Annotated in this window: 11 protein-coding genes; 2 read left to right on the top strand and 9 right to left on the bottom strand. The window is 65.0% G+C overall.

Translation table 11 applies throughout. The annotated features are described in order from the left end of the window. Window positions 1-91: 91 nt before the first annotated feature. From XI05_RS38930 to XI05_RS38890, 9 genes are all read right to left on the bottom strand, one after another. On the bottom strand, window positions 92-1,564 hold the full coding sequence (locus XI05_RS38930) for an amidase (protein ID WP_271511795.1): 1,473 nt from the start codon (window positions 1,562-1,564) through the stop codon (window positions 92-94). Between the two features lie 17 nt (window positions 1,565-1,581). Further along, a complete protein-coding gene (locus XI05_RS38925; protein WP_271511793.1) occupies window positions 1,582-2,379 on the bottom strand; it encodes an FAD binding domain-containing protein in 798 nt (265 codons plus the stop codon). An 11-nt stretch (window positions 2,380-2,390) separates the two neighbouring features. Beyond that, window positions 2,391-4,778, bottom strand: a complete 2,388-nt coding sequence (locus tag XI05_RS38920; RefSeq protein ID WP_271511791.1) for a xanthine dehydrogenase family protein molybdopterin-binding subunit — start codon at window positions 4,776-4,778, stop codon at window positions 2,391-2,393. Between the two features lie 2 nt (window positions 4,779-4,780). After that, window positions 4,781-5,272 carry a (2Fe-2S)-binding protein gene (locus tag XI05_RS38915; RefSeq protein WP_271511789.1) on the bottom strand — a complete coding sequence of 164 codons (492 nt, stop codon included), beginning with the start codon at window positions 5,270-5,272 and terminating at the stop codon, window positions 4,781-4,783. Window positions 5,273-5,293: 21 nt separating this feature from the next. Then, on the bottom strand, window positions 5,294-6,400 hold the full coding sequence (locus tag XI05_RS38910; RefSeq protein WP_271511787.1) for an ABC transporter ATP-binding protein: 1,107 nt from the start codon (window positions 6,398-6,400) through the stop codon (window positions 5,294-5,296). A gap of 2 nt (window positions 6,401-6,402) precedes the next feature. Further along, window positions 6,403-7,293, bottom strand: coding sequence for an ABC transporter permease (locus tag XI05_RS38905; RefSeq protein ID WP_271511785.1), 891 nt, complete (start codon window positions 7,291-7,293; stop codon window positions 6,403-6,405). Continuing rightward, window positions 7,293-8,192 carry an ABC transporter permease gene (locus XI05_RS38900; RefSeq protein WP_271511784.1) on the bottom strand — a complete coding sequence of 300 codons (900 nt, stop codon included), beginning with the start codon at window positions 8,190-8,192 and terminating at the stop codon, window positions 7,293-7,295. The genes XI05_RS38905 and XI05_RS38900 overlap by 1 nt, the downstream gene beginning before the upstream one ends. 77 nt (window positions 8,193-8,269) lie before the next feature. Further along, a complete protein-coding gene (locus XI05_RS38895; protein WP_271511782.1) occupies window positions 8,270-9,619 on the bottom strand; it encodes an ABC transporter substrate-binding protein in 1,350 nt (449 codons plus the stop codon). A gap of 949 nt (window positions 9,620-10,568) precedes the next feature. After that, complete coding sequence (locus tag XI05_RS38890; RefSeq protein WP_271511780.1) at window positions 10,569-11,513, bottom strand: LysR family transcriptional regulator; 945 nt, start codon at window positions 11,511-11,513, stop codon at window positions 10,569-10,571. Between the two features lie 231 nt (window positions 11,514-11,744). On the opposite strand from XI05_RS38890, the gene XI05_RS38885 reads away from it, so the two are divergent. Further along, on the top strand, window positions 11,745-12,680 hold the full coding sequence (locus XI05_RS38885) for an MBL fold metallo-hydrolase (protein ID WP_271511972.1): 936 nt from the start codon (window positions 11,745-11,747) through the stop codon (window positions 12,678-12,680). A gap of 12 nt (window positions 12,681-12,692) precedes the next feature. Continuing rightward, a complete protein-coding gene (locus XI05_RS38880) occupies window positions 12,693-13,688 on the top strand; it encodes an alpha/beta hydrolase (RefSeq protein ID WP_271511778.1) in 996 nt (331 codons plus the stop codon). Window positions 13,689-13,727 lie beyond the last annotated feature (39 nt).

Below are 13,727 nucleotides of genomic sequence, written 5' to 3'. Positions count from 1 at the left end.
ATTGGGATGAATCATCATCGCGCTTTACGTTGTTGTTTACGCATGAGCTTTCCGGAAAACCGTTTCGCACTTTCCCGGATCATGCTTTAGCTCACGCCTTCCGGCGCAGCGCCAGCTGCGGCCAGAACTTTGCCCAGGGTTGTGCCGCTTCGAAGGCGGCGGCGATGCGGAAGATGGTGGGCTCGTCGAGCCAGGGCGCGACGATCTGAAGCCCGATCGGCATTCCGTCGCGGTCGAAGCCGCACGGCAGCGTCGCCGCCGGAAGCCCGGCAAGATTGATCGGCCAGGTGAAGGGCGACCAGCCGAGATGCGGGTCGACCTCGCGGCCGTCGATCTTGCCGACGCCGATCTGGCCGGCCTCGAACGCGGTCACCGCGACGGTCGGCGTCACCAGCGCATCGACGCGCTCGAACAGTTTGACGAAGGCGTTGCGCGCCTGCCCGCGGCGATAACCTGCTTCGACGTAGTCCGTACCACTGTAGCGCCGGCCGACGCCGACGACATCGCGATAGGCGGCTTCGGAGCCGGCGAGATCGGCCGTGGTCTTGCCGGCAACGGCCGCGGCCTGCTCGGTGAAGGCGATCGGCTTCAGCGTATGCTCCAGAATGCCGGGATCGAGCGTGGGGCCATCCATGGTGACCTGCGCGCAGCAGGAATCGAGAATGGCGAGCGCCTTGCCGAATGCGGCCGTCACGTCAGGACTGACGGCGGCATAACCGAGATCGACGCTGGCGGCGATGCGAATGCCGTTCAGCGCTGCGGCGTCGGTATCGAAGCGGCGGGATGGCACGGGAAGGCTTGCGGCATCGCGCATATCGTAAGCAGCGATGATCTCCAGCGTCAGCGCAGCGTCTGCCACCGTACGTGTGATCGGCCCGGTGTGCGCGAGCGAGGCCCAGGACGGCGGCGAGAAGCCGGGCGAGCGCGGGACGAGCCCGAAGGTCGGCTTCAGGCCGAACACGCCGCAGAACGACGACGGCACGCGGATCGAGCCGACGCCGTCGGTGCCGATCGCGATCGGGCCGCAGCCGGCGGCAACGCCCGCCGCCGCGCCGCCGCTCGATCCGCCGCTGGTGCGGCCGGGATTCCAGGGATTTCGCGTGGTGCCGGTGACCGGGCTGTCCGCGGTGAGCTTGTAGCCGGACTCGCAGGTGGTGGTCTTGCAGGTGATGATGGCGCCGGACGCTTTCAACGCGGAAACCACGGCGGCGTCGACCTCGGGCACGAACGCCGTATTCATCGGCGAACCGGCATAGGCCGGTACGCCCGCGACGAAGACGAGATCCTTGATCGTGACGGGCACGCCGGCCAGCGGCCCCATGACTTCGCCCGCGCGCATCTCCTTGGTGAGACGATCAGCCTCCGCCCTCGCCTGCTCGTACATCGGGGTCACGACTGCGTTGCAGGCTTCGTTCGTCACCTCCAGCGCGGCGATGGTGTCGTCGACGACATCGCGCGGCGTGAATGCCTTGCGCCGGTAGCCGGCCACGATCTCGGTTGCAGAGAGCGCGCCAAGGCCAGTCGGCGCCGGCGGGAAGGCCGTTCGGCCGGAACCATCAGTCATCATGAACCCTAAGAGAGCTAGCTGAGCGCCGCTTCGACGGCGCGTTTGGCCATCACCGTGACGAGATGCGCACGGTAATCGGCTTCGGCATGGATGTCGGAGGTGAGGCCGTCGGTGTCGATCTTGATCGCCGCGATCGCGGACGGATCGAAATGGCTCGACAGCGCCGCCTCCATCGGCGGCACGCGGAACACGCCGGACCCGGCGCCGGTGACCGCCACACGAACGCCATCGGCAAATTTCGCGACGAACACACCGACCAGCGCGTAACGCGACGCAGGCGCCTTGAACTTCGCGTACCCCGCCTTGACCGGCACGGGAAAGCGGATCGCGGTGATGATCTCTCCAAGCTCGAGCGCGGTCTCGAAAAGGCCGAGGAAGAACCTGTCTGCCGCGATTTCGCGCTTGCTCGTGACGATGGTGGCGCCGAGACCGAGCACGCCCGCGGGATAATCCGCGGCCGGATCGTTGTTTGCGACCGAACCGCCGATGGTACCGCGACTGCGCACGGCGGGATCGCCGATCATCGAGGCCAGCGCCGCGAGCCCGGGAATCTTGGTCTGCACCAGCTTCGAGGCAGCCACCACCGCATGCGGCGTCATGGCGCCGATGGTGATGGTGGCGCCGTCGTCGGTGATGCCGTTGAGGTTTCCGAGCTTCGACAGATCGATCAGCGCGGATGGACTGGCCAGCCGCTGCTTCAGTGTCGGGATCAGCGTCATGCCGCCGGCGACGAGCTTGCTGTCCTCGATCGAGGTCAGAAGCTTGGCCGCATCCGGAATCTGGTCCGGCTGATGATAGGCAAATGGCTTCATTGTTATCCTCCCTATTCCGCGGCGACCGGCAGCGACGCGTTCTGAAGCAGGCGCCAGATCCGGTTCGGCGTCGCCGGCATGTCGACATGGGTGACGCCGAGATGCGACAGCGCGTCCACCACCGCATTGATGACGGCGGCGGGCGAGCCGATGGTGCCGACCTCGCCGCAACCTTTCACGCCCATCGGCGTGTGCGTGCAGAGCGTCGAGTGGGTCGCAACCTTCATCATCGGCAGATGATCGGCGCGCGGCATGCAGTAATCCATCAGCGAGCCCGACAGCAGCTGGCCGGAGCCTTCGTCATAGACTGCGTTCTCGAACAACGCCTGGCCGACGCCCTGCACGATGCCGCCGTGCAGCTGGCCCTCGACGATCATCGGGTTGATGACCGTGCCGACGTCGTCCACCGCCGTATAGTTCACCAGCGTCACCGTCCCCGTCTCGGGATCGACCTCGACCTCGGCGATGTGGCAGCCGCCGGGATAGGTGAAGTTGACGGGGTCGTAATAAGCCTGCTCTTCAAGCCCGGGCTCCAGCACCTCGAGCGGATAATTGTGCGGCACGTAAGCTGCGCCCGCGATCTCCTCGAACGTCTTGATGCGGTCCGTGCCGGCAACGGAAAACTTGCCCGCCTCGAACTGGATATCGGCCTCGGACACTTCGAGCAGATGCGCGGCGATCCTCTTGCCCTTGACGATCACCTTGTCGGTCGCCTTCGACAGCGCGGCGCCACCGACGACCAGCGAGCGCGAGCCGTAGGTGCCCATGCCGAACTGCACGCGGTCGGTATCGCCGAACACGATGTCGACATTCTCGAAGGCAACGCCGAGCTTGTCCGAGACGATTTGCGCGAAGGTGGTCTCGTGGCCCTGGCCGTGATTGTGGGTACCGATCATCACCGTCACCTGGCCGGTCGGATGCACCCGCACCGTGGCGCTCTCATAGAGGCCGCCGCGCGCCCCTAACCGTCCTGCGAAGCGCGACGGCGCGAGGCCGCAGGCCTCGACATAGGTGGAGTAGCCGAGCCCGCGGAACTTGCCCTTACTGGCGGACGCCGCCTTGCGCACGCCAAAATTCTTGACGTCGGCCGCGACCAGCGCGCCGTCGAGACAGCCCATGGGATCGCCGGAATCGTACTGCACCAGCACCGGCGTCTGATAAGGATAGGCCTCCTTCGGGATCATGTTGCGGCGGCGGATCTCGACACGGTCGATTCCCATCTCGCTGGCGGCGACATCGACGATGCGCTCCAGCACGAAGGTCGCCTCGGGTCGGCCGGCGCCGCGATAGGCGTCGACCGGGACGGTGTTGGTGAAGACCACCTTCACGTTGCAATAGATCGCCGGCGTGGTGTAGACGCCGCTGAGCAGCGGCCCATAGAGATTGGTCGGGATGTTCGGTCCGAAGGTCGAGAGATAGCCGCCCATATTGGCCAGCGTTTTGACGCGGAAGGCGAGGAATTTTCCAGTCTCGTCGAGCGCGAGCTCGGCCTCGGTGACATGATCGCGGCCATGGCGATCGGAGACATAGCCTTCCGAGCGACTCGCCACCCATTTCACCGGCCGCCGCACGCGCTTGGCCGCCCAGGTGATCACAGCCTCCTCGCCGTAATGGAACTGCTTGACTCCGAAGCCACCGCCGACATCGGGCGCGACCACGCGCAGCTTGTGCTGGGGAATGTTCAGCACCAGCGCACCCATCAGGAAGCGCACCACGTGCGGGAACTGGCTGGTGGTCCACAGCGTGTAGCGATCCGTCCCCGGCTCGTATTCGGCGATGGCCGCGCGCGGCTCCATGGGGTTGCCGATCAGGCGATTGTTGACGAGGCTCAATCTTGCGACATGCGCCGCCTTCTTGAACGCGGATTCGACCGCGGCCTTGTCGCCGAGCTCCCAGTCGCAGCAGATGTTGTTCGGCACGTCGTCGAACAATTGCGGCGCGTCGGGCCTGATGGCTTCGAGCACGCCGACCACGGAGGGCAGCACCTCGTAGTTGACCTTCAGCAGGTCGGCCGCCGCGTTGGCCTGCTCCGGGGTTTCTGCGATGACGAAAGCCACCATATCGCCGACGAAGCGCACCTTGTCCTGCGCCAGCATCGGGAACGGCGGCTCCTTCATCGGCACGCCCTTGGCGTCGGTGATACCCCAGCCGCAGGGCAACGAGCCCAGCCCATCATCGGCGACATCGTCGCCGGTCAGGACCGCGATGACGCCCGGCGACGCCAGAGCGGCACTCTTGTCGATCCCGCGCAGCACCGCATGGCCGTGCGGCGAGCGCACGAACACGCCGGCGGCCATGCCGGGGCGCTTGATGTCGGAGACGTAATTGCCACGGCCGGTGAGGAAACGTTGGTCCTCTTTCCGCTTTGGCGCTGCACCGATGCCGATCACATTGCCCATGGTCACTCTCCCTTGGCAGCGTGCATGGCGGCAGCGCCGGCCATGACCGAGATGACGATGTTCTGGTAGCCGGTGCAGCGGCAGATATTGCCTTCGAGGCCGTGGCGGACATCGGCCTCCGTCAGGTCCGGCTTTTCGGTGGCAAGCGCGACGGCCGTCATCAGCATGCCCGGTGTGCAGAAGCCGCACTGCAGCCCGTGGTGCTCGCGGAAGGCCTCCTGCATCGGATGCATCTGGTTCGAGCCGGGGGCGCCCTGCAGGCCCTCGATCGTGAGCAATGTCGCACCGTCGAGCGCGGGCGCGAGCAGCGTGCAGCTCTTCACCGGCAGGCCGTTCAGATGCACGACGCAGGCACCGCACTGGCTGGTGTCGCAGCCGATATGGGTGCCGGTGAGATGGAGCTGCTCGCGCAGGAGCTCGGCGACGAGTGTTGCCGGCTCGACATCCACGCTTGTTGGCCGTCCGTTGAGGGTGAAGGATATCTGCACGGTCATGCTCCTGTGCGCGACGGGTCTTTAGGCGAGTGGAAGTGCGCTGCCGGTGGCCCATGTGGCCATCACGACATCGCCGACGGTGAAGGGATCTGCAAAGAAGGTCTTTTCCGGCACATAGGCGACGAACTCGTCGTCCGGCACGGTGTCGAGCATGACCTTGACGAAATAGCCCTGGTATTCGATCGCGAGCACGCGGCTCGGCAGCGACGTGGTACAGCCCGGCGGCAGCGCCTTGCCGGGCCTCACCAGCGCGACGTCGTCACGTCGCACGGCGATATCGACCTTGTCGCCGACGCTGACGGTCGGGCGGGCCTGGAGCGGCACCTCGATGCCATCAGGCGCGGCCTGCGCGAGCGTGAAGCTCGCACCGTTCACCTTCTCCACTCTGCCCGACAACACATTCTGGCCGCCCATGAACTCGGCGACATAGCGGTCGTGCGGATGGGCATAGACCTCGCGCGCCGGCCCCGCCTGCTTGATCCTGCCCTGCTCCATCACCACGACGAGATCCGCAAGCGCGATCGCCTCGAGCTGGGTGTGAGTGACGTGAATGAAGGTGATGCCGAGCTCCCGCTGCATCCGCCTGAGCTCCTGGCGCATCTGGACGCGGAGCTGCTCGTCGAGCGCCGACAGCGGCTCGTCGAGCAAGAGCACGCGCGGCTCGGTGATCGCCGCGCGCGCCAGCGCCACGCGCTGCTGCTGGCCGCCGGACAGCTGGGCCGGCAGGCGATCGGCGAAGCTCGTCAGCCGGACCTTTTCGATCATGGCATCCGCCGCGCGCAGACGATCCGCCTTGGACTGGCCGCGCACGCGCAACGCAAAGGCGATGTTCTCTCGAACCGTCAGGTGCGGAAACAGCGCGTAGGACTGGAACATCATCGCGGTGCGGCGCTGCACCGGCGCGAGGCCGACGACGTTCTGCCCGCCGATCACGATCTCGCCCGCCGTCGGGTCCTCATGGCCGGCGATCATGCGCAGGATGGTGGTCTTGCCGCAGCCGGAGGGGCCAATGAAGCAGCAATAGGCACCGTCTGCGATCTTCAGATTGACGCCGTCAACGACGTTGGTGACGCCGTCAAAGCTCTTGCAGACGCCTGCCAGCTCGATATCGCCGCGATCGTTCTTCATTCCTATCCCTTTGCCCGGCTGCCGCGCTTCTTCTGGATCAGCACGATGGTGCCGAGGCTGGCACCGATCACGATGAAGGAGACGACGGTGGTCACGGTGCCCAGCGCATAAAGCGAGGGCGATGTGACGTTCAGCGTCATGCTCCAGATTTCCAGCGGCAGGGTGTTCAGTGAGCCCGCGGTCTGAAGACTGCGGGCGAACTCGTCATAGGACAGCGTGAAGCCGAACAGCGCGACCGCGACGAGGCCAGGCGCCAGCACCGGGATCATCACCAGCCAGATCGATTGCCAGCGGCTGGCGCCGAGATCGTAAGCCGCCTCCTCCCACGCATGGTTGAAGCGCGACATCACCGCGAACATCACGAGCACGCCGAACGGCAGCGTCCAGGACAGCTGCGCGCCGAGCGCCGAGGTGTACCAACTGGCATTCAGACCGAGCGCCTGGAACAACAGGCCCGTACCGAGGCCGAGCACGAGGCCGGGCGCGACCAGGCTGCCGATCATCATGTAGAAGACGAACGTGTCGCCGCGAAAGCGCTTGCGGAAGCCGAGCCCGGCGAGGAACGACACCACCACCGTGATGATGGTGACGATGACGGCGAGCTTGATGGAGCGGTCGAACGAGCCATTGACGTCGCCGGTGCGCACCTGGGTGAAGAGATCGACGAACCAGTGCATCGACTGGCCCTTCATCGGAAAGACGAGGCCGCCGCGGATGTCCTGGAACGACAGGATGTAGATGCAGAACATCGGCCCGTAGAGCGCGAGCACGTAGAACGTGAACAGCGCCGACAGCACATAGAAAGTCCAGGGCCGCCCACCCTTGCTCGGCGCGATCGCCTTGCTGGTTGCAGGCGCAACCGTCTCCGGCATGTCGGCGAGAACCGCGCTCATCACGTGATCTCCTGCCTGACGTCGACAGTGCGCAGGATCAGCGAGACGATCGCGACCAGCACAAGCGTCAGCAACACGGCGCTCGCCGCGGCGGTCGGATATTGCAGCACGCCGACGTCCTCGTAGAAGGCGCTGACCACCGAGGCGGAACCGCCGCCGGACATCACCTTGACCACGAAGAAATCGCCCATGACGATCGAGACCACGAAGATGGTGCCGAGCGCGATGCCGCTCTTGGACATCGGCACCACGATCAGGCGCATGATGTCGAAACGGCTGGCGCCGGCATCGATTGCGGCCTCGATCAGCTTCTTGTCGATCCGCGCCATGGAATTGAAGATCGGCACGATCATGAAGATCGTGAGCTGGTGGACATAGGCGATGACCACCGCAAGATCGGAGAACAGCAGCACCTCCAGCGGCTGGCGGATCACACCCATCGCCAGCAGCGCCTGGTTGATCAGGCCTTCCTTGCCGAGCAGCGGAATCCACGAAATCATCCGGATGATGTTCGAGGTCCAGAACGGCACCGTGCAGAGCAGGAACAGGCCGATCGCCAGCAGCTGGTTGCGGACGTGGAAGACCAGGAAATAGGCAACGAAGAAGCCGATGATCAGGGTGAAGATCCAGGTCAGCACCGTGAACTTGATCGTCGCCAGATACAGCTTCAGCGTCAGCGCGGAGTGCAGCACCTCGACGTAGCTCGCCAGCGTGAAGCCTGGCGTCAGGCCGCCAAAGCCGTCGGTGGCGAAGAAGCTCGCCGCCAGCACCACCAGGATCGGCGCCGCGAAGAACGGCACGAGCACCAGGACCAGCGGCGAGACGTAGAGCCAGCCGGCCAGATTGGATCGCGATGGAGGTGGACTTTGAGCTGGACTATGAGTTCGACTTGGCTGCATGTCGGCGAACGCCTCGACGTCGATCTGATCCGCCGGCGCGTCGCCGCGCCGGCGCCTTTCGTCAGGGAAAGCAGGTTTCAGGCCACCTTGAAGTCGTTCCAGCGCTTGTTCATGTAGGCGGCCTCGTCCATCAGCGTGTTCCAGCAGGAGATGTTCTTGACGCGGTCGAGGAACGAGCCGCCGTCACGCTTGGTGCCGGCCTTCTCCATCGCAACGCCATAGGGATCGTTGACCACCTCCGGCGCGGGCTGGCCCTCGTACCAGAACGCCCATTCCGCCGGGGTGAGGAATTTCTTCGCAGTCGAGGGCACCGGGCTGTAATAGCCGTAGCGTGCGACGAAGCCGCCCTGCCAGCCCGAGAGATACCAGTTGAGATATTCATAGGCGGCATCGAGCTTCTTGCCCGAGAGATGCTTCATCAGGCCCATGCCGTTGCACCAGCCGCGATAGCCTTCCTTGCCGTTCTTGACGTTGACGGGCGCGTAGACGCAGGGAATTTCCTTGACGCGGACGGCAGCCACCGCCGGCGACCACATCGACTGGATGATGACCTCGCCCGCCGCCATCAGCTGCACCGACTGGTCGAAGGTGGTCCAGGTCGCGCGGAACTGGCCCTGCTTCTTCAGCTCGATCAGCTTGTTGCAGGTGAAGTCGATCTCCTCCTTGGTCATGTTGCCCTTGTTGCCGTACTTGATCAGCCCGGCGCTCTCGAAGCAGAGCGCGGCGTCCATGATGCCGATGGCGGGCACGTCGAGGATCGCAGCCTTGCCCTTGAACTTGGGATCGATCAGGTCCTTCCACTCGGTCACTTCATGGCCGACGAGATCGGGGCGATAGCCGATGGAATCGGCATTGTAGACCTGTGGCAGGAAGGTCGCCCATTCGGTGACGCCGTCATTGAGATCAGTCGCGTCGGGCTTGGCGATGTACATGGCCTCATAGGGCGAGATGCCCTGGCGCGGGATCTTGTGGCCGTCGATCTCGCCCTTGGTGAAGATCGGCAGGATGTTCTCGAACTCCTTGATCTTCTTGACCTCGATGCCCTGGATCACGCCGCGCTTCGCCGCCAGCTTGGCTTGCCAGCCCTCGAGATCGGCGATGTCGACCGTATTAGGCTGGCTTATGAAGCGGTTGATGGAGGCGGAGGTGTCGAGATTCTGCATCGTCACCTTGAAGCCGAGGTCCTTGGCGGCCTGGTCGCCGATCGCCTTCACCACCGAATAGGAGACGCCGACATGGCGCAGCTCGATGTCCTTGATCTCCTGCGCCCAGATGGTCGGGAATCCGCGGATCGCATCCGCTCCCGCGGCCGCGCCTGCAACCGCTGCGGCACCCTTCAACAGCGTGCGGCGGCTCAGCTTTTTTGCTTCCCCCGGCTTCGTTCCGGCATGGCCGGCAGCAGCATTCCCCTTATCCCTGTCAAGCATGGCAACCCTCGTTGGTTACAATGAGCGGCCGCAACGACCTTCAGCGATCCCTGCGGATGTGATCAGTTGCGCGTGAGGCTATGGGCGGGATTTTGCGAAGTAAAATTGGAAGTAAAAATTCGCGACATAAGCGCGACTAATGACTCGACTCTCTGCATTTCATCTCGGCACCGCAGCTTAGGAAGGCGGCAGGCGCGTATACCGGGCGCGATGAATGCAAACTTGGTGATCTCATCAGTTCGGAAAATTGTTCGTCATCTAAGCGACACGCCTTCGCGTTCTCGCGACGCATTTCGCCCGAGCTTTGCTTGATCTTGCCGCCCTCATATGCAAGAGGGCACAGGGAAGGCCGGGTGCCGGCGGCACCCGCGGTCCGCTGCGCGAAGATGGAGCGCAAAAAGACCGCACAGCAGCATACAGGTGAAGCCCAACACACGGCCTTCCCTGCGCGATGGTCGGACGGCTTATGCCGCGCTCTCCCGGGAGCCGAATTCCTTCTGGCCTCCCTCGCCCCGCGAATTGAATGATGCAGTCCGCCCGGTTGGGCTCGCTCGCACCTCCGCAGCCAGCTTGACCGTAGCAACGACGGCCAGGACCACACGGTTTTGCCGTACGCACGGCCCGCCATTTCGCCGCAGTATTCCCAGCCCTGTCGACGGAGCCGGAAACTTACAGACGAGACGAAGCCTAGCAGCGCCGTCGTCCGCACGCGGTTACGGGCTCGCAGGGACTACCCGCCCTGCCCGCACCTCTCGTGCCGACGCTGCCGCGTCCACCGCAAGCCCGGCTCGCGACAGTGACGACCACAAGATCGCCCCTCTTGGATGAGCCGGTATGAGCGACACATACGATATTTCCGAATTTCGGTAAAGGAGAATGTTTTTGCCGAGAGGCCTTGACAGGCGAACGAAACAGCAGGGCGCCATCGATGTGAGGACACGCATCGAGATCAAGCCGCAGCCGCCTGGTACAAGCACTCGCGAAGCCAGGCGTGGCCTTTGTCCTCCTGATTGCGCGGATGCCACAGCGCGACGATGCGAGCGGGCGGCAGATCGAGCGGCGGGGGCGTGAGATCGAGCTCGTGGGCGAAGCGGATCAGGAAGCGCCGCGGCAGAGTGCAGATGCAGTCACTGTGCGCAAGGATAACAGGCGCCAGCGCATAGGTCTGGATCGAAACGGCGACGCGCCGGGAACGTCCGAGCGCGGCCAGCGCGTCGTCGACGAGGCCCGAGAAGCCGCCGCCATCGGCGGAGATCAAGAGATGGTCGAGCGCGCAAAAACTGTCGAGATCGAGCGGGCCGTTGCCGCGGGGGTGACCTTTGCGCTGTGCCGACAGGAAGCCGTCCTCGAACAGCGGCCGCTGCATCAGCTCGCCATGTGCGCGGTCGGCTCCCGTCACCAGGATATCGATCTCTCCCCTTTCAAGTTGATCCACGACATCGCGGGCGGGGTGAACGAGGGCGAGCCGCGCCCGCTCCGCCATCGCGGTCAAGCTTGCCACCAAGCCAGGTGCCAGCGTCACGGCCGGGTTCTCGTGGATCGCAACGACGAAGGTGCGCTGGCTCCGGGCGGGGTCGAACACAGCCGGCCCCTCCACCATGCGACGGAGCTTGCCGAGCACGTCCGCAAGCTCGGTCTGGAGCTCGACAGCCCTCGTCGTCGGCACCACGCCGCGCCCGCTCGCCGCGGGCACGAACAGCGGATCGGCAAAGATCTGCCGCAGCCGGTTCAGCCGCGCCGACAGCGCAGGCTGCCCGATATTGAGCCGGGAGGCCGCGCGCGTCACGTTCCGCTCGCGCAGGAGAGCCTCCAGCGCCAGCAACAGACCGAGGTCGATCTCGGCGAGATCGTTGTCGTCGGCCGGCCGACCCCGGCCGTGTTCCGCATCCTGCATCGGAGCCACCTCCGTCTAGGGCACATCGCGGCTCGAACGGGCCGCGATGCGAGGGTTAAGGCCAAAACGGCGGCGTGAAAAGCTCGGCCAGCGTCCTTTCCGATATCGACGATGTCGATGGGACCTATCGAACCCGCGGCTCTCCCCAAGGCGCGGCGCACCTCGTACCTCACGGTCACCACGGCCCGGGCAAGCAGGGCCCCAAGCCGCGGTCCAGTGGAGGACATCTTGATGATTCAAGCGGGCAAGACCTATCAAGTCGGCGAAGCATCCATCACGCGGATCGACGAGTTGCGGCTTGCCGCATTCAAGTTCGACGCGCTCTTTCCGGGAAGCGAGCCGCAGGCGCTGGAGCGTCATCGCGGCCGCCTGGGGGCGGGCTCGTTCGATGCTGCGACCGGCACCTTCATCCAAAGCATTCACAGCTGGCTGGTCAGGACGCCGCACCATACGATCCTGATCGACACGGCCACGGGCAATGACAAGAACCGGCCGGAGATTCCGCCGCTTCACCGGCTGAGCGAGCCGTTCCTGGCGCGGCTCGCCGCAGCGGGTGTCACGCCGGAGCAGGTCGATTACGTGCTGCTCACGCATGTGCATGCCGACCACGTCGGCTGGAACACCCGCCTCATTGACGGGCGCTGGGTCCCGACTTTCCCGAATGCGACTTACGTCTTCTCCGCGATCGAGCAGGCCTATGGCGAGAGCCTCGCGACAGGCACAGAGCCGACCGGACCGGCCCGCCCTGACCCGGCCCTCGGCCCCGCGCTGCGCAAGCCGGCCGACCGTGTCTATGACGACAGCGTCCGGCCGGTGATCGAGGCCGGACTTGCCAGGCTCATCGCGGTGGACGGAAGCGAGGTGATCGAGGGCATCTCGTTCGTTCCGACGCCCGGCCACAGCGTCGATCACGCCTCCATCCGCCTCGTCTCGCGTGGCGAGGATGCGCTGTTCGCCGGAGACGTGATGCACCATCCGCTCCAGGTGTATGAGCCATCGCTCAATTCCTGCTTCTGCGAATTCCCGGAGGCCGCGTTGCGCTCGCGCGCCTTCGTTTTGGAGGACGCTGCCGAGCGGGGCGCAACCATCTTCACCACCCATTTCGCACAGTCATCGGTCGGCCGCATCAGCCGCACCGGCGGACGCTTTACCTGGCAATTCGTCTGAAAGGAGACGATCATGAATCAGCACGCCAACGCGCGCGCCGACAGGCCCGAGATCGTGGTCGAGGATCTCATGATTCCGAGCGACACGGCCGGAATCTCGCTTCACTTGCGCAACAAGCGACCCGCGGCGCTCGAGACCTTATCGGCCGAGCGAACCATCCTGATGATGCACGGCGCGACCTATTCATCGGAAAGCCTCTTCGATACGCCACTCGGCGGCCGCTCCTTCATGGATTATCTCGCCGCCCAAGGGTACGACGTCTTCGCGCTCGACGTGCGCGGCTACGGCCAATCGACCCGCCCGCCCGAGATGGACGCGCCGCCGGAGCAGTCCGAACCGCTCGTGCGCACCGAGGTCGGCGTGCGTGACCTCGCCAGCGCCGTCGCGCACATCCTGAAGCAGCGCAAGATCGCGCGCCTCAATCTGGTTGCGATGTCCTGGGGCGGCTCGGTGGCCGGTGCTTACACCGCGGGCAATAACGACAAGGTCGCCAAGCTCGCGCTGGTCGCGCCGCTCTGGTTGCTGCAGGGCCCGGCTCCGATCGATGCAGGCGGGCGCCTCGGCGGCTATCGCAAGGTTCCGGTGCTGGACTTCAGGGAGCGCTGGCTTTCGGCCGCGCCGGAAGCGGCACGATCGCGCTTGATCCCGGCGGGCGGCTTCGAGCGCTGGGCCAACATCTCGCTCGCGACCGACCCGCTAGGCAGCGCGCAGACGCCTGCCATCATGCGTGCGGTCAACGGCCCGATCCTGGACATTCGCGAATATTGGGCCGCCGGCAAGAGGCTCTATGATGCCGGCGATATTCGCGTCCCTGTGCTCATGGTCCACGCCGAATGGGATCAGGACGTGCCCATCGCCTCGGCGCAGGACTTCTTCCTTTCACTGAAACATGCGCCATACCGGCGCTGGATCGAGATCGGCGAAGGCACGCACATGGTTCTCCTGGAGAAAAACCGTCTGCAGGCGTTCGACGCCATCAACCAGTTTCTCGCCGAAGATTATTGTTAACGCGCTCCTCGCTTCCGCCTGGGACATTTTTGCGGCGCG

It is taken from the genome of Bradyrhizobium sp. CCBAU 11357, from assembly GCF_028128865.1.
Taxonomy (GTDB): domain Bacteria; phylum Pseudomonadota; class Alphaproteobacteria; order Rhizobiales; family Xanthobacteraceae; genus Bradyrhizobium.
Note: the sequence above shows the minus strand (reverse complement) of the source record. Positions and strands in the feature narration are given on the sequence as shown.

Coding starts and splice junctions, on each gene's coding strand:
- XI05_RS38930 (WP_271511795.1), bottom strand. CDS start 1,564: ATGACTGATGGTTCCGGCCGAACGGCCTTCCCGCCGGCGCCGACTGGC.
- XI05_RS38925 (WP_271511793.1), bottom strand. CDS start 2,379: ATGAAGCCATTTGCCTATCATCAGCCGGACCAGATTCCGGATGCGGCC.
- XI05_RS38920 (WP_271511791.1), bottom strand. CDS start 4,778: ATGGGCAATGTGATCGGCATCGGTGCAGCGCCAAAGCGGAAAGAGGAC.
- XI05_RS38915 (WP_271511789.1), bottom strand. CDS start 5,272: ATGACCGTGCAGATATCCTTCACCCTCAACGGACGGCCAACAAGCGTG.
- XI05_RS38910 (WP_271511787.1), bottom strand. CDS start 6,400: ATGAAGAACGATCGCGGCGATATCGAGCTGGCAGGCGTCTGCAAGAGC.
- XI05_RS38905 (WP_271511785.1), bottom strand. CDS start 7,293: ATGAGCGCGGTTCTCGCCGACATGCCGGAGACGGTTGCGCCTGCAACC.
- XI05_RS38900 (WP_271511784.1), bottom strand. CDS start 8,192: ATGCAGCCAAGTCGAACTCATAGTCCAGCTCAAAGTCCACCTCCATCG.
- XI05_RS38895 (WP_271511782.1), bottom strand. CDS start 9,619: ATGCTTGACAGGGATAAGGGGAATGCTGCTGCCGGCCATGCCGGAACG.
- XI05_RS38890 (WP_271511780.1), bottom strand. CDS start 11,513: ATGCAGGATGCGGAACACGGCCGGGGTCGGCCGGCCGACGACAACGAT.
- XI05_RS38885 (WP_271511972.1), top strand. CDS start 11,745: ATGATTCAAGCGGGCAAGACCTATCAAGTCGGCGAAGCATCCATCACG.
- XI05_RS38880 (WP_271511778.1), top strand. CDS start 12,693: ATGAATCAGCACGCCAACGCGCGCGCCGACAGGCCCGAGATCGTGGTC.